The 22,198-nt window shown below is 65.0% G+C and carries 19 protein-coding genes and 1 pseudogene; 10 read left to right on the forward strand and 10 right to left on the reverse strand.

Annotated features, from left to right (window positions below; genetic code table 11):
- Positions 1-113: 113 nt before the first annotated feature.
- The 4 genes from flhA to J2R80_RS16840 form a co-directional block, all read right to left on the reverse strand.
- Positions 114-2,246: a flagellar biosynthesis protein FlhA gene (flhA, locus tag J2R80_RS16825; RefSeq protein WP_253638932.1), complete on the reverse strand. Its 2,133-nt coding sequence runs from the start codon at positions 2,244-2,246 to the stop codon at positions 114-116.
- Positions 2,247-2,655: 409 nt separating this feature from the next.
- Positions 2,656-2,952 (reverse strand): hypothetical protein, encoded by a 297-nt coding sequence (locus J2R80_RS16830; RefSeq protein WP_028341258.1) that lies wholly within the window; start codon positions 2,950-2,952, stop codon positions 2,656-2,658.
- Between the two features lie 657 nt (positions 2,953-3,609).
- Complete coding sequence (locus J2R80_RS16835; RefSeq protein ID WP_168856235.1) at positions 3,610-4,383, reverse strand: DUF2182 domain-containing protein; 774 nt, start codon at positions 4,381-4,383, stop codon at positions 3,610-3,612.
- A 44-nt stretch (positions 4,384-4,427) separates the two neighbouring features.
- Complete coding sequence (locus tag J2R80_RS16840) at positions 4,428-5,057, reverse strand: DUF1326 domain-containing protein (protein WP_057015186.1); 630 nt, start codon at positions 5,055-5,057, stop codon at positions 4,428-4,430.
- A gap of 649 nt (positions 5,058-5,706) precedes the next feature.
- On the opposite strand from J2R80_RS16840, the gene ltrA reads away from it, so the two are divergent.
- From ltrA to J2R80_RS16855, 3 genes are all read left to right on the forward strand, one after another.
- Positions 5,707-7,062 (forward strand): group II intron reverse transcriptase/maturase, encoded by a 1,356-nt coding sequence (gene ltrA / locus J2R80_RS16845; RefSeq protein WP_253638933.1) that lies wholly within the window; start codon positions 5,707-5,709, stop codon positions 7,060-7,062.
- 280 nt (positions 7,063-7,342) lie between these two features.
- A complete protein-coding gene (locus tag J2R80_RS16850) occupies positions 7,343-7,678 on the forward strand; it encodes a hypothetical protein (protein WP_229191757.1) in 336 nt (111 codons plus the stop codon).
- Between the two features lie 212 nt (positions 7,679-7,890).
- Positions 7,891-9,048 carry an MFS transporter gene (locus J2R80_RS16855; protein WP_375162585.1) on the forward strand — a complete coding sequence of 386 codons (1,158 nt, stop codon included), beginning with the start codon at positions 7,891-7,893 and terminating at the stop codon, positions 9,046-9,048.
- Positions 9,049-9,055: 7 nt separating this feature from the next.
- On the opposite strand, the gene J2R80_RS16860 is transcribed toward J2R80_RS16855, so the two are convergent.
- Positions 9,056-9,460 carry a DUF4864 domain-containing protein gene (locus tag J2R80_RS16860; RefSeq protein WP_253638934.1) on the reverse strand — a complete coding sequence of 135 codons (405 nt, stop codon included), beginning with the start codon at positions 9,458-9,460 and terminating at the stop codon, positions 9,056-9,058.
- Positions 9,461-9,578: 118 nt separating this feature from the next.
- The gene (locus tag J2R80_RS16865; RefSeq protein ID WP_057015184.1) at positions 9,579-10,010 is read right to left on the reverse strand and encodes a hypothetical protein; all 432 of its coding nucleotides are present in this window, start codon (positions 10,008-10,010) and stop codon (positions 9,579-9,581) included.
- Between the two features lie 139 nt (positions 10,011-10,149).
- On the opposite strand from J2R80_RS16865, the gene J2R80_RS16870 reads away from it, so the two are divergent.
- Positions 10,150-10,902, forward strand: coding sequence for a Crp/Fnr family transcriptional regulator (locus tag J2R80_RS16870; RefSeq protein ID WP_229191758.1), 753 nt, complete (start codon positions 10,150-10,152; stop codon positions 10,900-10,902).
- A gap of 301 nt (positions 10,903-11,203) precedes the next feature.
- Here the strand turns inward: J2R80_RS16870 and J2R80_RS16875 are convergent, their stop codons facing one another.
- Positions 11,204-12,736 (reverse strand): lysozyme inhibitor LprI family protein, encoded by a 1,533-nt coding sequence (locus J2R80_RS16875; protein ID WP_253638935.1) that lies wholly within the window; start codon positions 12,734-12,736, stop codon positions 11,204-11,206.
- Between the two features lie 67 nt (positions 12,737-12,803).
- Entirely contained in the window at positions 12,804-13,352 is a 549-nt protein-coding gene (locus tag J2R80_RS16880; RefSeq protein ID WP_018273259.1) for a cupin domain-containing protein, read from the reverse strand.
- A 160-nt stretch (positions 13,353-13,512) separates the two neighbouring features.
- On the opposite strand from J2R80_RS16880, the gene J2R80_RS16885 reads away from it, so the two are divergent.
- Both J2R80_RS16885 and J2R80_RS16890 read left to right on the forward strand, forming a co-directional pair.
- On the forward strand, positions 13,513-14,841 hold the full coding sequence (locus tag J2R80_RS16885; RefSeq protein WP_035631725.1) for an aspartate aminotransferase family protein: 1,329 nt from the start codon (positions 13,513-13,515) through the stop codon (positions 14,839-14,841).
- Between the two features lie 106 nt (positions 14,842-14,947).
- Complete coding sequence (locus J2R80_RS16890) at positions 14,948-16,213, forward strand: D-amino acid dehydrogenase (protein WP_253625705.1); 1,266 nt, start codon at positions 14,948-14,950, stop codon at positions 16,211-16,213.
- Between the two features lie 23 nt (positions 16,214-16,236).
- Here J2R80_RS16890 and J2R80_RS16895 read toward each other — a convergent pair.
- A pseudogene (locus tag J2R80_RS16895) lies at positions 16,237-19,371 on the reverse strand (efflux RND transporter permease subunit).
- A gap of 384 nt (positions 19,372-19,755) precedes the next feature.
- Positions 19,756-19,959, reverse strand: a complete 204-nt coding sequence (locus tag J2R80_RS16900) for a hypothetical protein (protein WP_016844551.1) — start codon at positions 19,957-19,959, stop codon at positions 19,756-19,758.
- A 146-nt stretch (positions 19,960-20,105) separates the two neighbouring features.
- Between J2R80_RS16900 and J2R80_RS16905 the strand changes: the two genes are divergently transcribed.
- The 4 genes from J2R80_RS16905 to J2R80_RS16920 all read left to right on the forward strand — a co-directional run bounded on the left by J2R80_RS16905 (position 20,106) and on the right by J2R80_RS16920 (position 22,153).
- Positions 20,106-20,459, forward strand: coding sequence for a hypothetical protein (locus J2R80_RS16905; protein ID WP_057015179.1), 354 nt, complete (start codon positions 20,106-20,108; stop codon positions 20,457-20,459).
- Between the two features lie 373 nt (positions 20,460-20,832).
- Positions 20,833-21,276: a hypothetical protein gene (locus J2R80_RS16910; protein WP_253607315.1), complete on the forward strand. Its 444-nt coding sequence runs from the start codon at positions 20,833-20,835 to the stop codon at positions 21,274-21,276.
- Between the two features lie 36 nt (positions 21,277-21,312).
- Positions 21,313-21,501, forward strand: a complete 189-nt coding sequence (locus J2R80_RS16915; protein ID WP_057015177.1) for a hypothetical protein — start codon at positions 21,313-21,315, stop codon at positions 21,499-21,501.
- 52 nt (positions 21,502-21,553) lie between these two features.
- On the forward strand, positions 21,554-22,153 hold the full coding sequence (locus tag J2R80_RS16920; protein WP_253625707.1) for a hypothetical protein: 600 nt from the start codon (positions 21,554-21,556) through the stop codon (positions 22,151-22,153).
- The last annotated feature ends 45 nt before the right edge of the window (positions 22,154-22,198 follow it).

The raw sequence follows: 22,198 nt of genomic DNA on the forward strand, positions 1-22,198 counted from the left end.
GCCTGTGGCGAGAAAGCACAGACGAAAACCCAAGTGATTTGCGGCCGCTAGCGCGTTTTCGCGCGAGCTGGACGCCCGTCCCGCGTGCAGAAAACGCTCCGGAACAACAGGCTCTAGACGCTGCCGACCGTCTTCAGCCGGGCCCTGGGATGGATCTCGGCTTGCGACAGGACGGTGGTCTGCGAGCGGAACCGTTCCACCAGTGAGCGAACGAACGGCCGGATCGCGGCCGACGTCACCAGGACCGGCGCCTCGCCCTCGCGCGCCGCCTGCTCGAAGGCGTTGCGCACGGCGGTCATGAACTCCGACAGTTTCGAGGGCTGCATCGCCAGGTTGCGGTCGTCGCCGGTGCCTACGATCGATTCCGCAAACGCCTGCTCCCAGCGCGCCGACAGCGCGATCAGCGGCAAATAGCCGTTCGGCGAGGTGTTTTGCGCGCAGATCTGACGGGCCAGCCGGGCACGGACGTGCTCGACCATGGTGGCCGGATTGCGCGAGAACGCCAGCGCATCGGCGATGCCTTCGAGGATGGTCGAGAGATCGCGGATCGAGATGCGCTCGGCGAGCAGCAATTGCAGTACGCGCTGGATGCCCGACACCGTGACCTGGCCCGGCACGATGTCCTTGATCAGCTCGCCTTGCTCCTTCGGCAGGTCCTTCAAGAGCTTCTGCACCTCGCCGTAGGACAACAGGTCCGCCATGTTGGTCTTGAGCAGCTCGGTCAGATGCGTCGACAGCACCGTGGCGGCGTCGACCACGGTGTAGCCCTTCAGCGCGGCCTCTTCCTTCAGGCCGGCGTCGACCCAGGTCGCCGGCAGGCCGAAGGTCGGCTCGATGGTGTGGATGCCGGGCAGTTGCACCTGGTTGCCGGCCGGGTCCATGACCATGAACTGGCTCGGCCAGATCTTGCCGGTGCCGGCGTCGACTTCCTTGATCTTGATGACGTAGCTGTTGGCTTCGAGCTGGACGTTGTCGAGGATGCGCACCGCCGGCATCACGAAACCCATCTCGATGGCCAGTGAGCGGCGCAGCGCCTTGATCTGCTCGGTCAGGCGGTCGGTGCCGTCGGGGCCGTTGACCAGCGGCAGCAGCGCGTAGCCGAGCTCGATCTTGAGGTCGTCGATCTTGAGCGCGGCGGCGATCGGCTCCTCCGCGGCCGCAGCGGCGGCGGCCGCGGCTGCAGCAGGGGCGGCGGCGGCTGCCGTTTCGGCCGCCTTCGCAGCCCGCTTCTGCTTGCGTGCGTTCCAGGCTAGCACCGCGGCGCCGGAGCCCAGCGCCAGGAACGGCAGCGTCGGAATGCCCGGCAGCAGCGCCAGCACCAGCATCACGCCGGCCGACATGCCGAGCGCCTGCGGATAGCCGGAGAGCTGGCGCATCAGCGCCTTGTCGGCGGCGCCGGTGATGCCGGCCTTGGAGACCAGGAGGCCGGCGGCGGTCGACACGATCAGCGCGGGCACCTGGGTGACGAGGCCGTCGCCGACCGTCAGCACGGTGTAGGTGCGGGCGGCTTCGCTGAAGGAGAGGCCCTGCTGGGCGACGCCGATGATGATGCCGCCGACGATGTTGATGCCGACGATCAAAAGACCGGCGATGGCATCGCCGCGGACGAATTTCGAGGCACCGTCCATGGCGCCGAAGAAACCGCTCTCGTCTTCCAGCGCCTTGCGGCGCTCCTTGGCGGCCTTCTCGTCGATCAGGCCGGCGGAGAGGTCGGCGTCGATCGCCATCTGCTTGCCGGGCATCGAGTCCAGCTGGAAGCGTGCGGCGACTTCGGCGATGCGGCCCGAACCTTTGGTGATGACCACGAAGTTCACGATCACCAGGATCGCGAACACGATGATGCCGATCACGAAGTTGCCGCCCATCACGAAGTTGCCGAACGCCTCGATGACGTGGCCGGCGGCCGCCGTGCCCTCATGGCCGTGGCTCAGGATCAGCCGGGTCGAGGCCATGTTCAGCGACAGCCGCAGCATGGTCGAGATCAGCAGGATGGTCGGAAACGACGAGAATTCCAGCGGCGCCTGGATGAACAGCGAGGTCATCAGGATCAGGATCGAGACCGTGATCGAGACCGCCAGGAAAAGGTCGAGCACGATCGAGGGCAGCGGCAGGATCAGCACCACCAGGATGGTGAGGACGCCGATCGCCAGCGCGATATCGCCGCGCTTCAGGATGTCGCCGATCTCGCCGAGGCTCGGCAATCCGCTCTTGCCTGCCGTGCCCTGACCCGCCGTGACGTCGACCATGGTAGCCGCTCTCCCCCGCGACTGGCGGCTGCGGCCGCCAAGCGTCTGCGCGACGGCCGCAGGGCCGCCGTTCCGAAAGTGAGGCACCGCGCTGGCGTTCACGGGGGTCTCCGCCCGTTAGACGCGTTCGACGACACTCGACTTCACTCGGCAATTCTTGCCGGGTGTATGGTTAGCAAAGGGTTAATAAGGGCTTTCGCGCGACCGCACGGGTCGTCGCAGGCGCCGGCAGGGGGATTCGCGGCCGGAAGCAGGGGTGAGAGGGCCTCGTGGTCGAGATGCGCCGCCCTCACCATGAGGGTCCAGACCAGGATTTTGCCCCGCAACAACGCGTCATCCTGATGAGGAGCCCGCCAAAGGCGGGCGTCTCGAAGGATGGCCACGGATGAGGCCGCCGGCCTTGCGGCCTCTATCTGAGCGCACCGAGCACGACGCCCGATGCGGCGATGATGCCGAGCGTGATGACACTGGCGCGCCACAAGAACTGCTGCCGGGCGGCGCGCCGGTCATGAAAGGCCAGCCAGTCGTGGACAAAGCCCGCGGGGATGTCGAACACCACCGCCGACTTGTTGCGACGGTGCGTTTCATGCTCGCAGTACATCGTCCGGACCGTCGGCACGCCCAGCCGCTCGAGCTCGCAGTGCCACTCCCAGGCATGCTTGCCGTTGGTCCAGCGATTTTCAAAGGGGATCACGTGTGATTCCATGACGAGCCTCCTGGCCCACCCTTGAACCTCACGCGACAAGTCTAGCCGATTTCATGGGCTGGCGCGAGATTGACGCCGCACCGGGGCTCGTGCCCGTGCGGCGCGATGGCGGTAACTCGTCCGGGCGCCATGGAGCGTCCCCGGCGGCCCTGCGCCGGGTCCGCCCGGCGGTGCAGAGGCCCGCTTTAGGCGGGCTCAGTCCAACTGCGCCAATGCGTCGGTTGAACATGGACGTGGTCATTTGAACCAACGACCCAGTCGGCGCCGTCCTTGTGGCAGGGGAACACGAGCGCATGGACCATTCCATCATAGTCCAGGACACAGACTTCGAGATCCCGGTCTGCTGGCGCAGTTGAAACGGGTAGCCATTCTGCGGGCAAGGTATGCATGATGTACCTCCGATGAAATGCATGCGGTTCTCTCGGTGCGACGGCCAGGGGCGTGGGGCATCTGGCTTGACGCCAGCACGCGAGCGTCTGTCGCTCGTCAGTTCCGTCACAAGCAGCGCTGCCGGCCTGCGACGCACAATCCACCGTCCGAACGATCTTGGCACGGATGACGATTGGCAAGTGTGAACCAGCTCGCACTGCTTTCAATCTTCTTCGACAGGATGATCGCCGTCGCGCGATCGATATTCCTACACGTCCGGACACTTTCTCAAGTCGTATGCACGAGCACGATCAGTCCCGCCACAATCAACGCGGCGCCGGCGGCATAGCTGAGGCGGTGGCCGACCGGGAGCAGCTTCTCGCAGGCGACGTAGACGGTGATGCCGACGATCCAGAGCAGGTTCATCACGCCGCCGACGAACAGCAATGCCATCAGGAACCAGCAGCAGCCGAGGCAATAAAGGCCGTGCCGCAGCCCCATGCGCAGCGCACCGGCCGTGCCCGGTCGCCAGTGCCGGCTCAGGAACAGCACCGGGCTCTGGCAGTAGCGCAGGCAGGCGCGCTTGAGCGGCGTGAACTGGTAGAGCCCGGCCAGCAGCAGGACGCCGCTGGCGAGCGTCGCGCTGGTAGCAGCCATCGCCATCGACAAGAGGCCGGCGAGGTCGAGTTGCCATTGCGCCAGCGTCGCGGCGAGGCTAAAGCCGGCCCAGATCACGAGATAGCCGCACAGGAAGATCCAGGCCTCAGCGAAGGGAGAGGGCGTTGCCGATTGCTTGCGCTTCAGGGCGGCGAACAGCAGCACCATCGGCGCGACGCTCGAGATCATCATGGCGACCATCATCGTCAACCACATGACGAACACCAGCACGGCATAGGAAGGCGTCCATGGCGTCGGATCCATCGGCATATCAGCCATGCTCATGTCGATGCCGGCGCCGGCCAGGAGATAGGCCCAGGCCAGCGCCATCACCGCGGCGATGCCGCCTGCAAAGATCAGGCGGTCATGCCGCAGGACGTTTTCGAGCGCCGATGTCTCGCTCATGTTGGGATCCCAGCAGCCGAACGGCCGAACCGCGCCCGGCTGTGTCAGGCCGCGACGCCGTCCGGCGTCTGCACGACGTTGGCGAGCGAACTGTGCGAGCCCTTGGTCTCGTACTTGATCGCCCCCGTCGAGCGGATGTTGGAGGAGGCCACCTCAGCCCCCCTATGCTCGAACCCCTCCGGCATCACGACCTGGATGCGATGCGGCGTGCCGGTGACAGGATTCTTGATCGGCTCGACCTCGGTCTCCAGCACGCCCTTAGCGACGAGCTTGGCGACGCGCCCGTTCTTGTCGAAGGAGAACTCGATCGGCACGAACACCGGATCATGGATCTTGGTCACGATCAGGCTGAAGATCTGGAACAGCGTGCCTTCGGCCGAATTCTTGCCGGACAGGATGTTGAACAGCGCTTCGCGCTGTTCCGCCGTGGCGCGCTCGTCGATGATCGGCTGCATCTGCCCGTTGCCCTCGTGAAGCGCGCCGGGAAAGTCGACGGTTGCCGCGAACACCAGGCCGTCGAGCTTGGTGCTGCCGAAATGCCCCTTGGTGATCCGCATGCCGACCATGCCTTTGCAGGAACCATGCGTCGGCAGCGCATTGAAATCGCAGGGGCAGCCAAATGCACAATTGCAGTTCTTGATCCATTCGCCTTCGAGACGCCAGTCAGAAGCCATGGCAAACCTCCATATGACTGTCGGTGATCAATGCAGGCGCTTCAGAATGCTTTCCGCTTCAAAAAAACCGGATCAGTTCAAGTAGGCCGGGATCATAGCAGCAACCGGTCCGGCGGTACAGGAAGCGCTGACGCCCGATCGCCCAAACATCGCCGCGGCGGCGCACGGGGGCGCCGATCGGGGAGGGAGGACGGACCGGGATTTGAAGTGCGTCAGGAGAAGCTCATGATGTCTAGCGGATGAAAGTTCTGCCGAGGTAAGTCTTAGCCAGACGCCTCGTAGCGAGTCTTGGGTCCGAACCGGTAACGGCAGGACCAAGCGTAGACAGCAAGCGTGCAGGGTGTGTATTGGGCCACGTAATCGGATCGTCGCGGTCGCCGAGGCTGCTTCAAAAGTCGAAGGCAATACCGGGATCTGCGCTAAAGGCGAGCAGGTTCTGGGCCGCCGGGGTCGGAGACCACATCACGCGCGCACAGAAATCATGGGAACCTGAGAAACCCTGTCATGTGCTTCGGCTCGTCACCGGAGGGGGAATTGGCCGAGCGAAAAGCAGAGGCCGTTCCTCAGGCACGGCAGGGTGGCGGATCGGGGCGTAGTACTGTCGATGGCGGCGAAGGCAACGAGTCGACCGGAGGGAAGGCCCCGACTGATGGGAAACTCCGGTGAGCAGGCACGGGACCGGACACAGAGCCGGGTCATCCTGTCAGCCAATCTCACCAGGGTGAATGAGGCGGCCAAACGGTCGCGCCAGACTAGGTTCACGGCGCTGCTGCACCACGTTGACGTCGCTGCGCTCGAAAGGGCGTATCGACGGCTGCGGCGGCAGGCGGCGCCCGGGGTAGACGGGGTGACAGTGGACTCCTACGGGCAAGACCTCGAGGGTAATCTTCGCGATCTAGCCGACAGGGTCCATGGCGGCCGCTATCGGCCGTTGCCGGTTCGCCGGACGTACATCCCTAAGGCTGACGGCGGTCAGCGGCCTCTCGGCATCCTCGCGCTGGAAGATAAAATCGTCCAGGGCGCGGTGGCGGAGGTCTTGAGCGCCATCTATGAAGCCGACTTCCTCGATTGCTCCTTTGGCTTCCGACCCAGACGCAGTGCTCATCAGGCGCTGCGGGTGGTGCGCGAGGCCATTACGACGGAGCCGGTGAACTGGGTACTCGATGCCGACATCCGCAGATACTTTGACAGCGTTGACCACGCCTGGCTGCTGCGGATGCTGGCGCACAGGATTGCCGACCCGAGAGTCCTGCGGCTGATTGGCCAATGGCTCCGTGCCGGCATCCTGGAGGATGGCGTGTACGCCGATACGGTGGAAGGAACGCCCCAGGGCGCGGGCATCAGCCCGCTGCTCGCCAACATCTTCCTGCATTATGTGCTCGATCTCTGGGTGGAGCAATGGAAGCGGAGGCATGCGACCGGTCAGGTACGGCTGGTCCGGTATGCCGACGACTACTTGCTCCTATTCCAGCGACGGCAGGATGCAGAGACGATGATGGCGGCCTTGGCGGAGCGACTGGCCAAGTTCGGTCTTCATCTTCATGAGGACAAGACGCGGCTGATCGAGTTCGGACGGTTTGCTGAAGAAAACCGTCGGCGCAAGGGCAGGGCGCGGCCGGAGGTGTTCGACTTCCTGGGCTTCACGCATTACTGCGGCGAGACCAGGGACGGACGCTTTCTCCTCTGCCAGAAGACCCAAAGGAAGCGGATGATCCGCAAGCTGAAGGAACTGCGCCAGGAGATGAGGCAACGGATGCACCAACGGCTCCGCGACCAGCACAGGTGGCTGGCTGCGGTGCTGCGTGGGTACTACGCCTACTTCGGCATCCCTGGCAACAGCACCTGCCTTGGTCGCTTCCGTCTTCAGGTAATGAAGGCGTGGCGGCGGGTCCTACTACGGCGAAGCCAACGGCCGAAGCTGTCGTGGGAGCGGTTCAACGCGATCCTGAAGGTCTTCCCGATACCGATCGGGCATGTACGCGACTGGCGTCACCAAATGGTCTGATCAAGCTACTCGTCAGAGGAGCCGGATGCGGGAAAGCTGCACGTCCGGATCTGTGAGGGGGGCGTCGAGCAATCGACGCCTCTACTCGACCGTCCAAGCCTCGACGTCAGACGAAATACCGAGCAAGTCGCTTCGTGTCGGGGGATCCATGACAAGCCAAGGAGACCGTGCGGCGGCAACGACCGGCAAACCCTGGATTGGTGGTTTCGGGGCTGTCGCGGCTGTCACCCTTTCCGTCGCGACGGGCGCTGCCGCAAAGCCTCCGGGCCAGGACGCCGCCATGATGCGCATGCTGGCGTGCGACGGCGAAGGCGTCAGGATGGAGGTCTATCTACCGCTATCGGTTGCATTGGCAGGCCAAGGCCTGCGCGCCGGCCAGACGGTGATCGGCTACTACGCGCTCGACCTGACCGAGGCCAACAAGGGCAAGCCGCTTGAGCCGGTTCGCGTCACGATGAGCGCGGACAAGAAGACGGTGACCGTCGACCAGTACACAAGGGGACTGCCGCCGACACAGATTCCGGTGGGCGGGGGCACGGTCGATTTCGATCAGCGGTTTGCGAAACGCGCCAAATGCGGCCCGTTCCAGTCGCAGGACCCGAACTTCGGGAATTGATGCGACGCTAGCCGCGCGCGAATCCGCCGCGGAGCGTGCCGTTTCAAGGGGCGGCGTCCCCTTGCTGGCGCATGCCTAATCTCTCGGCAATGTGGCTTGACCCGGAGGCGAATGCCGACGAAGTTCCGCCTGCCGTGGTAATTTCTTCTGAATTTTCCCCTGAAGTCGCTACGTTCATTCCCGACTCGCGCCGGGCATGGCTGCGCCTTGTCGTGGCCGTGGTGATCGGCTCGCTCGGCAGCGTCGGCATGTGGTCGGTCGTGGTGGCGTTGCCGGTGGTGCAGACCGACTTCGGCGCGACCCGCGGAACGGCCTCGCTCGCCTTCACCATGGTGATGCTCGGCTTCGGCCTCGGCCAGGTCGTGACCGGCAAGATCAGCGACCGCTACGGCATCGTCGCGGCGATCGGCGCCGGGATCGGCATCCTCGGCCTCGGCTATGTCGGCGCCGGCTACGCGCCGTCGATCTGGGCCTTCATCCTGCTGCATTTTGCCATCGGCCTGTCGTCGGCGGCGACCTTCGGCCCGTTGATGGCGGAGGCGTCGCACTGGTTCGAGCGCTACCGCGGCCTCGCGGTCGCGATCGCCGCGAGCGGCAATTACGTCGGCGGTACGGTGTGGCCGCCGCTGGTCAATTTCGGCATGCAGAGTGTCGGCTGGCGCACCACCCATATTGCAATCGGCATCTTCACCGCGATCGCGATGTTGCTGGCACTCATGGTGCTGCGCGTGTTGATGGGCGCGGCGACCAGGCGCAGCCATGGCAACGCGGCGCCACCCCGGGTCGACCTCAAGCTTTCCACCAACGCGCTGACCGCGATACTGTCGCTCGCGTCGATTTCCTGCTGCGTGGCGATGTCGATGCCGCAGGTCCATATCGTCGCCTATTGCGGCGATCTCGGCTACGGCGTGGCGCGCGGCGCCGAGATGCTGTCGCTGATGCTCGGCTTCGGCATCATCAGCCGGATCGGCTCCGGCTTCCTCGCCGACCGGATCGGCGGCATCCGCACCCTGCTGATCGGCTCGATCGCGCAAGGCGCGGCGCTGTTGTTCTATCTGTTCTTCGACAGCCTGACCTCGCTCTACATCATCTCGGCGATGTTCGGCCTGTTCCAGGGCGGCATCGTGCCGAGCTACGCGATCATCGTGCGCGAGGCGATGCCGGCGTCGGAGGCCGCGACGCGGATCGGCATCGTGATCTTCGCCTCGGTGTTCGGTATGTCCTTTGGCGGCTGGATTTCGGGCGTGATCTTCGACGCCACCGGCTCCTATGCCGCCGCCTTCGCCAACGGCCTCGCCTGGAACCTGCTCAATGTCAGCATCATCCTGCTGCTCATGATGCGCTCGCGGCAGCGGGTGGCGCTGGCGTAATTCTCGATCACACCGCCTGGCCGGCCCTGAGCAATGAGCAGCCGGTGATCTTCAGGCTGCCGTCGGCCTGCCGCTCCAGCGTGTAGAGCGCCTCCCACGCCTCGCCATTGGCGTCGACGATATGGACGCGCTGTGCGATCCGGCCGCCGTCGCTGCGCGCCTCGCCGAACTCGAAGCTCCTGTGCCGATAGACCGGCGCGTATTGGTTCTGCACCATCGACATGAAGATGTCGGCTTGCGGAAAGATCTGCCGGATCGCCGGCGCGGCATGCGAATAGGCCGCCGCGGCGTCGTCGCGGCCGAACGCCTGCTCCTGCGCGCGGATCACGGCCTGCGCGGCGCCGACGTCGTCGGCCGCTGCGGCAGCGAGCGAGCCGAGCAGAATAGCGACGAACATCAGGATGATGCGCATGCGGTGGCACCGTCGACAGTCGACCTTCCAGCCGCCGCAAGGCTACTCCCGCACGACCGCGGCGGCAACGGAGCAGGCGCATTCGGCGGCTGGCTCCGAACGGCCACGCAGCGCGATGTCAGTTGACGCGCCGATGGTGCCGCAGCGCCTCGGCAGTCGGGCATCCGGCGTGCCGCGCATGACGCGTTGCGAATGGCTGCTCGATGGTGACGATCTGGCAACCGTATTGCGCCGAAACCTCGGCGATGACGTTCGATACCGCGTCGTCGATCCGCGAGCCGGGCAGATGCGCGACGATCAGGTCGCCGATGCTGAGCCGCTTGCGGACGCGCAGGTCGTTGTCGATGCGGTAACTGAACAGGGCATGGATTACGCCGCGGCGATCGCGGATCGCGATCAGCCCGGTCTCGGGCGAGCTGCCGCGGCAGCGCCGGCGCACGAACCGCAGCCACTGATCCGTGGTAATACTGGCATCATGCATGAACACCAGCGGATAGGCCACGATCGCATGCTGATGGTCGATCGGAAGTGCCTGGAATTGCTCGTTCATCGCCGGATTCCCCGATGATGGCGAAACTGCTGGGGAAAGCGCGGCGCAGCATTGATCTGCATCAATGCCGCCGGCGGTTGATCCAGATCAAATCGGGGTTGATAGTGTCAAGCACCCAACCAAGCGGACACCCGAAGCCATGAGCATTGCCGAGCCACTGCAGGATTCCTGTGCAGGCGCGACGCGTTCCGACTGCAGGCACGGCCGCGCCACGAATGGTTGCGAGGACTGCAAGGTCAGGCTGTTCAGCGTCTGCGCTGCGCTGGAGCCGTCCGAGCTCGAGGAGCTCGACCGGATCAGCCAGGCAAAGCAGGTTCCGGCACGAACAACGCTGTTCGAGCAGAGTGCGCTGGCGGGCAGCGTGTTCAATGTCACCGACGGCGTCGTGCGGCTCTACAAATCATTGCCCGACGGCCGCCGTCAGATCGTGGGTTTCGCGCTGCCGGGCGACTTCCTCGGACTTGCGCTGCAGGACCGCTACGGCGTCACCGCGGAGGCGGTCAACGACGTCGCGGTTTGCCGTTTCGTGCGATCGGCGTTCCTCGCCTATGTCGACGGCAAGCCGCATCTGTTGCGCCGCCTGCATGAGTTCGCGGGGCACGAGTTGAGCCTGGCGCAGGACCAGATGTTGCTGCTCGGACGGCGCAGTGCCGAGGAAAAGATCGCTGCATTCTTGCTCAACATGCAGACGCGATACGCCCGGATCGGAAGCGTGTCCGTCACCGTGCCGCTGCCGATGAGCCGGCAGGACATCGCCGACTATCTCGGTCTCACCATCGAGACGGTGAGCCGCACGCTGACCCGCCTTGCGCGCGAGAAGGTGGTGTTGATCGTGCCCGATGGCGTGCGGCTGCTCGACCTCGAACGGCTCAAGCTGAGCGGCGCGAGCTGACGCTGCGGCGTCGGCTTTTGATCCAGCACAAGGCGATGCGCGCGCAGGCGCGCTAGGTCTCTCCATCACATGCAGGAGACGACCCATGCCTCTCGACACCATCCTCGTCATGATCGCGGTCACCGCGATGTTCGCCACCATTGCCGCCGTTATTGCGTGGGGCGACCGGCAGACGCGCGATCTGTGATACTGTCGTGTGATCAGAGCCATTCAGGTCCGATTGAATCGGAACGGGTCTCTGGATCGTTGTCTTGACGCGTTTTCGTCACGCGAACCGGTATCCACTTCGCCTGAAGACGCTCTATCTGATCGAGCCCTTGAAATTATCGATGTCCGGCGAGGGGCGGGCGGGAAACAGCCGCGCGGTCGAGGAGTTGTCGAGCCGGCGCTTGCATTTCGCTTCGTCGGCGTCCTTGCTCTCGGTGCCGTCCTTGTTCGAGTAGCGCTTCTTCGCGAACAGATCGTCCTGCCGGTTGACGATCAGCATGGCGTGGTCGCGCTCGAGCGTGTCGGGGTTCTTGCGCTGCTCGTCGGAGCGGAACGTGCCGCCGACGATCTTGCCCGTCATCTCGTAGTCGCAGCCGGCCTTCCAGTCGCCCTGGTCCCACTTCCATCCGGTCGCCTTCAAGGTACCGTTGCTCTCGGTGGTGATCTTGATGATGGCGTTATGAGCGAGCCAGATGCCGGCAAGCCCGCTGCGCTTGTCGTCAAAGCCTTCGAGCAGCGCAAGGCGTTCGCGCTGCAATTCGTCGACGTGGTCGCGCCCATCGACGGTGAAGTGAACCTGGGAGCTCTGCTTGTTCCAGGCCGGGTGCAGGAATTCGGGATATTGCTGCGCCTGGCTCTTCACCCAGTTGCGCTGGTCGTCGATCAGCGCGCGCCGCGTCGCTTCGTCGAGGTGCGGCTGCAACGCCTTCCAGGCGCGGTTCAGCCGCCGGTCGTTGTCGGCCAGATCAGGGTCGGCGCAGATTTCCTCGTCGGTCGCCGTCTCCGGCCTGGTGCAGTCGAAGGTCGGGACGACGAAGGCGGTGTCCGCCCGGTCGGATGCCGTATCCTTGCCGGCGGCAAAATAGCTGCCGGTGACCTGCCACATCGACGAGCAGTCGGCGAAGCCGTCCCACTCCTCGTCGTCGATGCTGCCGACGATCCGCAAGGTCTCGCCCTGGCGGCGGAGTTTGAGTGACGGCGGCCTGGCGGGAGCGGCCGCAGCGTCGGCTTTCGGCTTGTCGGCCGCCGTGTCCGTATTGATCACCACGGTGCCGGCGAGCCAGCCACTCCCCGCAGGCTTCAGGTCGGCGGTGAGCTTGCAGCTTCGCCTGCGGTCGCCGCCATAGTCGCCGCGCAGATCGGCGGCGAGGCGATAGGCGCCGCCGTCGGCAGGCGTCAGCGTGATGTTGCCGAAAGCGTTGACCCAGTTGCCGGCGAAGCCGGGACGGCCGGATGCCATTCCCTCAAGCGCGGCGGCGCGGCGGCGCAGGGCTTGCGCAAAGCTCTCCTTCAATTCGTCCGCGTCGCTATCGGCCAGCACCTCGGCGGCGTCGATGATCATCTCGTTGAACCAGGCCTGGTCGCGCTTCAAGAGCGGCTTGACGTTCGCCGGCATCTTGCCGAGCGCCACGTCGAACGCCCTGTCGATCTGCGTCACCAGCCTGTCGGTGCCGGCCTTCCTGCAGTCCGCCGTCTTGATCGTGCTGTCGCCGCTATCGCCGCACAGCCTGATCGCGGTCGGCCCGCTGCTTGATGCCCGCAGATCATCGTCCAACGCAACGGACGGGCCGGATGCAAGGACCGCGATGGCCGCGACGGCGGCCGCAAACCGTGGAGAGCAAGGCATCGACGTCACCCGCACGGCCGCGCCATGCGGCCCCTGCGGCTTGGGTCGCCCGCCGCGCGCGCCGGGTTCAAAATGTCGGCGGCGTGCAGGCCGAGATCACCTCGCATGGCTTGGCGCCGATGCAGCGGAAGCGGTGCGGGCGGCGGCTTTCGAAGTAATAGGCGTCGCCGGCGTTGAGCACCCGCCGCTCGTCGTCGACCGTGACCTCGAGCCGGCCCGAGACCACGATGCCGCCTTCCTCGCCCTCATGCACCAGCGGCACCCGGCCGGTGTCGCTGCCGGGCTCGTAGCGCTCTTTCAGGATTTGCAACGCCCGGCCGAACAGGCTGTCGCCGATTTGCAGATAGGAGATCGGCTTCTTGCCGATCTCGGTCAGCTCGTCGGCGCGATAGAACGCCTTGCGCGGCCGCTCCGGCTCGATCGCGAAGAATTCGGCAAGCCCCATCGGGATCCCGTCGAGGATGCGCTTGAGGGCGCCGACCGACGGGTTCATCTGGTTGGATTCGATCAGCGAAATCGTCGAATTGGTCACGCCGGAGCGCTTGGCGAGCTCGCGCTGCGACAGCTTGTGCCGCGCGCGGATGAATCGAAGCCGACCGCCGATGTCGACGCTCATGGCAGTCCCCTTGGCAAATCTTTGTTGCAGGTGTTGCGGATCGAACAAATCTTGGCAGACCGCCTCAACAAGATCAATGGCTTGCGCTGCGGCAGAAAAGGACTTGTTGAGTGCCTGGAAGAGTGGTCCGACTAGCATCAGTCAGCAATGGAGCGCCGCCGTGACCGTTCATCAGATTCCGAACACCATCAAGACCGACTCGTTTTGGATGCCGTTCACGGCCAACCGGCAGTTCAAGAAGGCGCCGCGGCTGTTCTCCTCCGCCAAGGGCATGTACTACACCTCGGTCGACGGCCGGCAGGTGATCGACGGCTCAGCCGGCCTGTGGTGCGTCAACGCCGGCCACGGCCGCCCGCAGATCGCGGCCGCGGTCGAGCGGCAGTTGTCGACGCTGGATTTCGCGCCCTCGTTCAACATGGGCCACCCGCTGGCGTTCGATTTCGCCGAGCGGCTCGCCGAGATCGCCCCGAAGGGGCTGGATCGCGTCTTCTTCACCAATTCGGGCTCTGAATCGGTCGATACCGCGCTGAAGATCGCGCTGGCCTATCATCGTGCCGCCGGCCAGCCGAGCCGCACCCGCTTGATCGGCCGCGAGCGCGGCTATCACGGCGTCGGCTTTGGCGGCATGTCGGTCGGCGGCATGGTCGCCAACCGCCGCCAGTTCGCGACCCATCTGCCCGGCGTCGACCACATCCGTCATACCCACGATCTCGCCCGCAACGCCTTCGCCAAGGATCAGCCGGAGCACGGCGCCGAGCTCGCCGACGATGTCGAGCGGATGGTGGCGCTGCATGGCGCCGACACCATCGCGGCGGTGATCGTCGAGCCGGTGCCGGGTTCGACCGCGGTGCTGCCGGCGCCGAAGGGCTATCTGCAGCGCCTGCGCGAGCTCTGCACCAAGCACGGCATCCTGCTGATCTTCGACGAGGTCATCACCGGCTTCGGCCGCCTCGGCACCCCGTTCGCCGCCAACTTCTACGGCGTGACGCCCGACATGATGACGACCGCGAAGGGTATCACCAACGGCACCGTGCCGTGCGGCGCGGTGTTCACCAGCCGTCAGATCCACGACGGGCTGATGGTCGGCCCGGACAACGCCATGGAGCTGTTCCACGGCTACACCTATTCGGCGCATCCGGTGGCCTGCGCGGCGGGTCTTGCCACGCTCGACATCTACAAGGACGAAGCTCTGCTGACCCGCGGCGCCTCGCTCGCCGACTACTGGCGCGATGCCCTGCATTCGCTGAAGGGCCTGCCGAACGTGGTCGACATCCGCAACCAGGGCCTGATGGGTGCGGTCGAAGTCGCGCCGCGCGATGGTGTCGTCGGCGCGCGCGGCTACGACATCATGGTCGATTGCTTCAACCGCGGCCTCTACTTCCGCATGAGCGGCGACTCGCTGGCGTTGTCGCCGCCTTTGATCGTTGAGAAGTCGCACATCGACGACATCGTCTCGATCCTCGGCGACTCCATCAAGCGCGTGGCCTGATAATTGCTAGCTAGATATTAGCTAGCTCCACAAATTGCTGTCGCCGTTGCGAAGCAGACTGGTTTCGCAGCGGCGATTGCGTTTTCGCTGCAGGATGTGAGGAAAAGTGAAGGTCCTTGTTCTCGGCAGTGGCGTGATCGGCGTCACCTCTGCCTATTACCTTGCACGCGCAGGCCACGAGGTGACGGTGATCGACCGTCAGCCGAAGCCCGCGCTGGAAACCTCCTTTGCCAATGCCGGCGAAGTGTCGCCCGGATACTCATCGCCGTGGGCCGGCCCCGGCGTGCCGGTCAAGGCGGTGAAGTGGCTGTTGATGAAGCACGGCCCGCTGGTGATCCGCCCCAAGCTCGATCCTGTGATGTGGCTCTGGCTCTTGAAGATGCTGCGCAACTGCACGACTGCGCGCTACGCGGTGAACAAGAGCCGGATGATCCCGATCGCGGAATACAGCCGCGACTGCCTGCAGGCGCTGCGCACCGAGATCGGCATCCGCTATGACGAGCGTGCGCGCGGCACGCTGCAGCTGTTTCGCGAGCAGGCCCAGCTCGATCACACCGGCGACGACATCGCGGTGCTGAAGCAGTACGGCGTGCCGTTCGAGGTGCTCGGCCGCGAGGGCTGCATCGCCGCCGAGCCCGCGCTGGCCGGCGTGAAGGAAAAGTTCGCCGGCGGGCTGCGGCTGCCGCATGATGAGACCGGCGACTGCCACATGTTCACGCAGGCCCTGGCGCTGGAAGCCGAGAAGCTCGGCGTTCGCTTCAACTTCAATGTCGGCATCGACGGACTGAATGCGGACGCGACCCGGATCACCGGCGTCGCGACCAGCGCCGGGATGATGACGGCGGACGCCTATGTGCTGGCGCTCGGCAGCTATTCGCCGATCCTGCTGCGGCCGCTCGGCATCTCGCTGCCGGTCTATCCGGTTAAGGGCTACTCGATCACCGTGCCGATCAGGGACGCGTCCGGCGCGCCTGAATCGACCGTGATGGACGAGAGCTACAAGGTCGCGATCACCCGGCTCGGCGATCGCATCCGGGTCGGCGGCACCGCCGAGATCTCGGGCTATTCGACCAAGCTCTACGCCGCGCGGCGCGCGACGCTGGATCATTCGCTGACCGACCTGTTTCCGCGCGGCGGCGACCTTCCCAGGGCCACCTTCTGGTGCGGGCTGCGCCCGATGACGCCGGACGGCCCGCCGGTGATCGGGGCCACGCGCTTTGCCAATCTGCACCTCAACACCGGTCATGGCACGCTCGGCTGGACCATGGCCTGCGGCTCGGGCCGGGTGCTGGCGGACATGCTCTCGGGGAAGAAGCCCGAGATCGACACCAAGGAGCTGTCGATCAAGCGCTACGATGTCAGGTTCGGGTAAGCCCCATTGCCGCACGCGAGCCACTATTCGGCGGGGTTCCTGGTCACGGACGGTTCGACATCGTCGTCGCGCTTCGTTGCCGTCCAGCTCGACAGCGCATTCGAGAATCGGTCGAGATAGAGATACACGACCGGCGTCGTGAACAGCGTGAGCGCCTGGCTCACGATCAGGCCGCCGACCATCGCATAGCCGAGCGGCTGACGGATTTGCGATCCCGTTCCGGTGCCCAGCATCAGCGGGACGCCGCCGAGCAGCGTCGCCATCGTCGTCATCACGATCGGGCGGAAGCGCAGCAGGGCCGCTTTCCGGATCGATTCACGCGGCGACCGATGCTCCTCGCGTTCGGCGGCGATCGCGAAGTCGACCATCATGATGCCGTTCTTCTTCACGATCCCGATCAGGAGGATGATGCCGATCAGCGCGATCAGGCTGAAATCGAACCCGAACGCCATCAGGATCGCCAGCGCGCCGACCCCCGGCCGATGGCAGCGTGGACAGGATCGTGAGCGGATGGATGTAGCTCTCATAGAGCACGCCGAGGATCAGGTAGACCACGACCAGCGCGGCCAGGATCAGCAGCGGCACCGAGCTCAGTGACTGCTGGAAGGCCTGCGCGGTGCCCTGGAAACTCGAGCCGAGCGTGGCTGGAGCACCGAGATCGGCGACGGCGTTCTGGATCGCATCGGTGGCCTGGCCGAGCGCCACCCCTTGCGCGAGGTTGAAGCTGATCGTGGTCGCAGGAAACTGTCCCTGGTGCGCGATCGCGAGCGGGCGCACCGGAATAGTGGTCCACTTGCAGAACACGGAGAGCGGCACCTCGTCCCCCGTGGTCGGCGACTTGATGTAGAGCTTGTTGAGCGTGTCGAGCTTGCCCTGCAATTCGGGGAGGATCTCCAGGATGACGTGATAGCTGTTGAGCTGGGTGAAGTATTGGGTCACCTGGCGCTGGCCGAACGCGTCGTACAGCGTGTCGTCGATCAATTGCGGCTGGATACCGAAGCGCGACGCGGTGTCGCGATCGATGGTCAGCGTCAGCGTCGTTCCCTCGGTCTGCTGGTCGGTGGCGACGTCGCGCAGTTCCGGTAGCGTCTTCATCCTGGCCAGAATCTTCGGCGCCCATTCGTTCAGCTCGTCGAGCTTTGCATCCTGCAGCGTGTATTCGAACTGCGTCCGCGTGGCGCGGCCGCCCAGCCGGACGTCCTGGGACGCCTGCATGTAGAGACGTGCTCCCTCGACCGCCTCGAGCTTCGGCCGCAGCCGCGCGATGATCTGCTGCGCATTCGCGTCGCGCTCCTCGCGCGGCTTCAGCGTGATGTACATGCGACCCGAATTCAGCGCGGTGCCGCCGCCGCCGATGAACTCGGCCATGCTCTCCACCGCGGGATCGGCCCGAACGATCCTGCTGAGTTCTTCCTGGTGCTGCTCCATGTCGGCGAAAGAGATATCCTGGGCCATCTCCGACACCGCGTTCAGGAAGCCATTGTCCTGTTGCGGGAAGAATCCCTTCGGAATGATCAGGAACAGATAGACCGACAGTGCGACCGTCGCGAAGAAGATGCAGAGCGTGGTCCGGCTCCAGCTCAGCGCCCGATCAAGCCCTCGCTCATAGGCATGCAGCATCCTGTCGAATGCCGCCTCGCTCCATTGGTAGAGCCGGCCGTGCCTGGTTTCGCCATGCGCGCGCAGGAAGCGCGATGCCATCATCGGCGTCAGCGTCAGCGACACCACCAGGGAGACGAAGATCGCCATCGCCAGGGTCACCGCGAATTCGCGGAACAGTCGGCCGATCACGCCACCCATCAGCAGCAGCGGGATCAGCACCGCGATCAACGAGATACTGATGGACAGGATGGTAAACCCGATCTCGCCGGCGCCCTGCAATGCCGCGGCGAGCGGCAGCGCGCCCTGCTCGACGTATCGCGTGATGTTTTCCAGCATCACGATGGCATCGTCGACCACGAAGCCGACGGCGATCGTCAGTGCCATCAGCGAAAGGTTGTCGTCGTGTAGCCGAACACCCACATCAGCGCGCAGGCACCGAGCAGCGCGAGCGGCACGGTCACGGCGGGAATCACCGTCGCCCAGAAGCTGCGCAGGAACAGGAAGATTACCATGACGACCAGAACGATGGTGATGAGCAGCGTGATCTGCACGTCCTCGACCGCGGCACGGATCGTCAATGTCCGGTCGCTGATGATCTTGATCTTGATGGCGGGCGGAATCGCGGCGACGAGCCTTGGAAGCTGCTCCTTGATCCTGTCGACCGTTCCGATGACGTTGGCGCCGGGTTGCTTGAAGATGACGAGGAACGCGCCGCGTTTGCCGTCCGCCCAGGCGACCCGCTTCATGTCCTCCGACCCGGCGACGGCCTGGCCGATGTCGCGAATCCGCAACGGGCCGCCGTTGCGGTAGGCGATGATCACGTCATTCCAGTCCTTGGCATCCAGCAACTGATCGTTGGCGTAGATCGTGTAGGCACGGCTCGTGCCGTCGATGTTGCCCTTCGGACTGTCGACCGTCGTGATCGCGATCTGGCCGCGGATATCTTCCAGCGAGAGCCCCTTGGCGACCAGCTTGGCGGGATCGATCTGCACGCGGATCGAAGGCTTCTGCTGCCCGCCGATGAACACCTGGGCGACGCCCGAGATCTGACTGATCTGCTGCCCGAGCTGGGCGTCGACCGCGTCGCTCACGGTGATGAGGGGCAGGGTGTCCGAGGTCGCCGACAGCAGCAGGATCGGCGAGTCCGCCGGGTTGACCTTGCGATAGGTCGGCGGCGTCGGCAGGTTCTTGGGCAACTGGCCACCTGCGGCATTCATCGCCGCCTGGATGTCATTGGCGGCGCCGTCGATGCTGCGGTTCAGATCGAACTGAATGGTGACTGCGGTCGACCCGAGCGAACTCGTCGAGGTCATCTGGGCAATGCCCGGAATCTGCGCGAATTGCCGCTCCAGCGGCTGCGCAACCGAGGAGGCCATGGTCTCCGGGCTGGCGCCGGGCAGACTTGCGGAGATCTGGATGGTCGGAAAGTCGACTTGCGGCAGCGGCGCGACCGGCAACAGGGGATAGGCGACCATTCCGACGAACAGAATGCCGGCCATCAGCAGCGAGGTGCCGATCGGGTAGCGGATAAACCGAGATGAGATGCTCTCGTTCATTTCTGCGATCCAAATGAACGGCAGGCGCATCTTTTCCCGAAGGTCGGGAGTCGTCCTCGAAAGCTCGAGCGCGAACGCGCGTTTTCCTCGCCATGGCCAATCGGCAGATCGCGGAGCTGCCTCCGCGTCTACCTGTTTTTTGCCAGCATAATCATTCCGGGGCATGCCGCGCGAATGGAAACGTCGGATCGCACATTCGACGTTCGTTCAATGGCCGGAATTCGCGTGCCGTTATCGCCGTTTGGGAAGCGTCAAAAATGTCGCTGGCGCAGAATATGTCGTGGGACGACATATTATTGCGCGCGCGGTTGGTTCGACGCCACGAGGGGGCGTTATGATTGTTCAGCCGCGGCTTGTCCAATGCAACTTGCTCGTGCAGCGGTCCTAGGCGATGTCGAACTCGTCCTGCATCCTGGTCACGATGTCGCGAAGTTCCTTTTCCTTCGCCTCGTCCAGGGCGGTCTCGCGGGTGCCGCCGAGATCCCAGCTCGGCGTATAGCCCTTGAGCCGGATCAGCTTCAGGCCAGTGACACCGGATCGTCTTTCCAGCTCGGCCGTGATCTCGTGCTGCATTTGAAGCGTCTTCATCGCGCACCTCCGGGAACGCTATTCCGCTCAACAGGACAGCCAGCATCATGTTCCTCGCGAGCCCGCGCCGGATGTGTGTCCCGCCGTGCAGGAACGTGCGCCTTGCGGTCCACGTTGCTTCCGGTCGAACCAGGAAAGGACCTCACATGAAGAAACTGGCAACGATCGGATTGGCTGCGGCCGTGATGCTGTCGACATCGCTCGCCTTCGCGCAGGGTGGCGGCGGCGGTGGGGGCGGCGCCGGTGGCGGATCGGCCGGCGGTGCGAGTGCAGGCGCGGGGACCGGAAGCTCCGGCACAGGAACCGGCACCGGCGGCACCACCGGGATGGGAACCGGCTCGGGAATGAGCAATCCGCCCGGCAGCACGACCGGGAACATGAACAACCCAGGCACCTCGACGCCGAACTACTGGACCGACCCAAACAACAATTCCGCGACCGGGACCGGGACCTCAAACCTTCCCGGCAACAACAGCGGAACGCGGACCAATCCGCGATGATCGCGAAAGCCTCGCCTCAGCGCGGGGTTTTTCATTACGGTCGCGTTCGGCGACGAAAGAGCCCGGCGCGATGGCCGGGCTGGATCGCGAATATGAACAGATATGTATGTACCAGGCTTGGCAATGCGACGATCTAACCGAATGCCAACCTGATCGTCTGTGCACTTTAGCACACTTGCGCGGCCACCGTGCTCAGCGACCGCAGCCATCGCATCCGGCGCGGGCTTATGCGGCTCATATGCCGTAGAGCCCGCGGCGCTCTCGAATTCATATCCCGCCCTGAAGATATTGAGCCCGACGCAGACGCTCTCGCGTGCAGGCCAGACCGTTGAGGTTCGGCCGCGAGCGCGGCAGCGAACCGAAAGGTGATGTCATGTCTTCGCTTCAGATTGCTATCGGCGACCGGATCATCGAGCCGATGATCGCGCTTGCCGGCTGCACGACGCAACAGCGCATCGTCGTGGCCGGCACGAGGAGCATGGAATTGATGTTCGAGCTGCAGCGGCGCGGCTACGCGCGCGCGGCGGCGTCGGGCAATTGCGGCCGCCCCGCCGGTCAGTACGACGTTGCGCTGGTCGATTGGCGGCGGCGCACGCTTCTCTCGCTCGAGCCGGCGCTGGACTGGTTGACGAATGTCCTTAGCGCCCGTGCGGTGCTGGTGGTGTGGGTCGATGCCCAGAAGCCCTCGGCCAACCAAAGCCTGCGGGCGTCGCTGGAGCGGCGCGGCTTCGTCGTCGAGCAGGGCATCGTGCATCAGTACGGCTGCGCGCTGTCGGCACGGAGGTCGCAAGCCCATCCGCTGCAGCTTGCGGCCTGACGCGCTGAACGCGGCTTATCGCGAGGGGAAATCACCATGTCCAAGGTGCGACGCGCCGTGATCCGCGAATGGATGTTGCTGGCGCGCGAGAAACGGCAATCCAGCGAGCAGGCGGCCGCCTTTGCAACGGCGTCGCTGCAGCGGCACGACCTGCCGCGCAGCAGCCGTCGAACACCGCATGAAATCATCATGCGGTGGCTGCGGCCACGCACCGGACGTCCTTGAGCGGTGGCCGCCGCCATCGTGGGGCGGGCGGCAATCAACAGCAGAGCGATCGATGCGTGCCCATGAGTTTGAGCTGCCCCCGCATGCGCCTCGCGGCGCGGAGGATCTTGTTGCCGAAATCGCGAGGTCAACGTCCGACGCTGCGGCCCGCAGCGCCGCGGCGCTCGCGCTGGTGTATTGCGACATCATCGCGGGCGAGGGACCCACGGTGGCCGGCCGGGCGCATTTCTCGCGAACGATCGACGCCGCCGACGCCGCGCTATGTGCGCGCATCCTCTGTGCCGCCGGTCGCGCCGGACATTCGGTCAGTCGCGCCGAAGCCGACGCGCTGTTCGCAATCGATGCGGTCGGGAGCGAACGGGTCGATGACGGACGTTTCGACGACCTGCTTGCCAAGGCGGTGCTGCATCATCTGATGGGCGCCGCCGGCACAACCATTCCCGGCCGCGAGCAGGCGCTGGCCCGCGACAATCCGCTGGATGACTGGGGGGCGGCGATCGTGCTGGCTGCGGAACCGCGATCCTGGCTCGCCGGTCATCTTGACTGGATGAAGCCGTCATCCCCCGCCGCGCGCACCATCGATGCGGTGCTTCATGTCAATCCGGCAGGACCCCGGCTGCCGCTCGGCATCCTCTTCAACATGGAGGCCTGAACAAGCATAGCCCGTTGAGCCAACGGGTCGCGTGATGGCCCGCCG

The organism is Bradyrhizobium sp. USDA 4541, assembly GCF_024171085.1.
Classification (GTDB): Bacteria; Pseudomonadota; Alphaproteobacteria; order Rhizobiales; family Xanthobacteraceae; genus Bradyrhizobium; species Bradyrhizobium australafricanum.

Coding starts and splice junctions, on each gene's coding strand:
- flhA (WP_253638932.1), bottom strand. CDS start 2,246: ATGGTCGACGTCACGGCGGGTCAGGGCACGGCAGGCAAGAGCGGATTG.
- J2R80_RS16830 (WP_028341258.1), bottom strand. CDS start 2,952: ATGGAATCACACGTGATCCCCTTTGAAAATCGCTGGACCAACGGCAAG.
- J2R80_RS16835 (WP_168856235.1), bottom strand. CDS start 4,383: ATGAGCGAGACATCGGCGCTCGAAAACGTCCTGCGGCATGACCGCCTG.
- J2R80_RS16840 (WP_057015186.1), bottom strand. CDS start 5,057: ATGGCTTCTGACTGGCGTCTCGAAGGCGAATGGATCAAGAACTGCAAT.
- ltrA (WP_253638933.1), top strand. CDS start 5,707: ATGGGAAACTCCGGTGAGCAGGCACGGGACCGGACACAGAGCCGGGTC.
- J2R80_RS16850 (WP_229191757.1), top strand. CDS start 7,343: ATGATGCGCATGCTGGCGTGCGACGGCGAAGGCGTCAGGATGGAGGTC.
- J2R80_RS16860 (WP_253638934.1), bottom strand. CDS start 9,460: ATGCGCATCATCCTGATGTTCGTCGCTATTCTGCTCGGCTCGCTCGCT.
- J2R80_RS16865 (WP_057015184.1), bottom strand. CDS start 10,010: ATGAACGAGCAATTCCAGGCACTTCCGATCGACCATCAGCATGCGATC.
- J2R80_RS16870 (WP_229191758.1), top strand. CDS start 10,150: ATGAGCATTGCCGAGCCACTGCAGGATTCCTGTGCAGGCGCGACGCGT.
- J2R80_RS16875 (WP_253638935.1), bottom strand. CDS start 12,736: ATGCCTTGCTCTCCACGGTTTGCGGCCGCCGTCGCGGCCATCGCGGTC.
- J2R80_RS16880 (WP_018273259.1), bottom strand. CDS start 13,352: ATGAGCGTCGACATCGGCGGTCGGCTTCGATTCATCCGCGCGCGGCAC.
- J2R80_RS16900 (WP_016844551.1), bottom strand. CDS start 19,959: ATGAAGACGCTTCAAATGCAGCACGAGATCACGGCCGAGCTGGAAAGA.
- J2R80_RS16905 (WP_057015179.1), top strand. CDS start 20,106: ATGAAGAAACTGGCAACGATCGGATTGGCTGCGGCCGTGATGCTGTCG.
- J2R80_RS16910 (WP_253607315.1), top strand. CDS start 20,833: ATGTCTTCGCTTCAGATTGCTATCGGCGACCGGATCATCGAGCCGATG.
- J2R80_RS16915 (WP_057015177.1), top strand. CDS start 21,313: ATGTCCAAGGTGCGACGCGCCGTGATCCGCGAATGGATGTTGCTGGCG.
- J2R80_RS16920 (WP_253625707.1), top strand. CDS start 21,554: ATGCGTGCCCATGAGTTTGAGCTGCCCCCGCATGCGCCTCGCGGCGCG.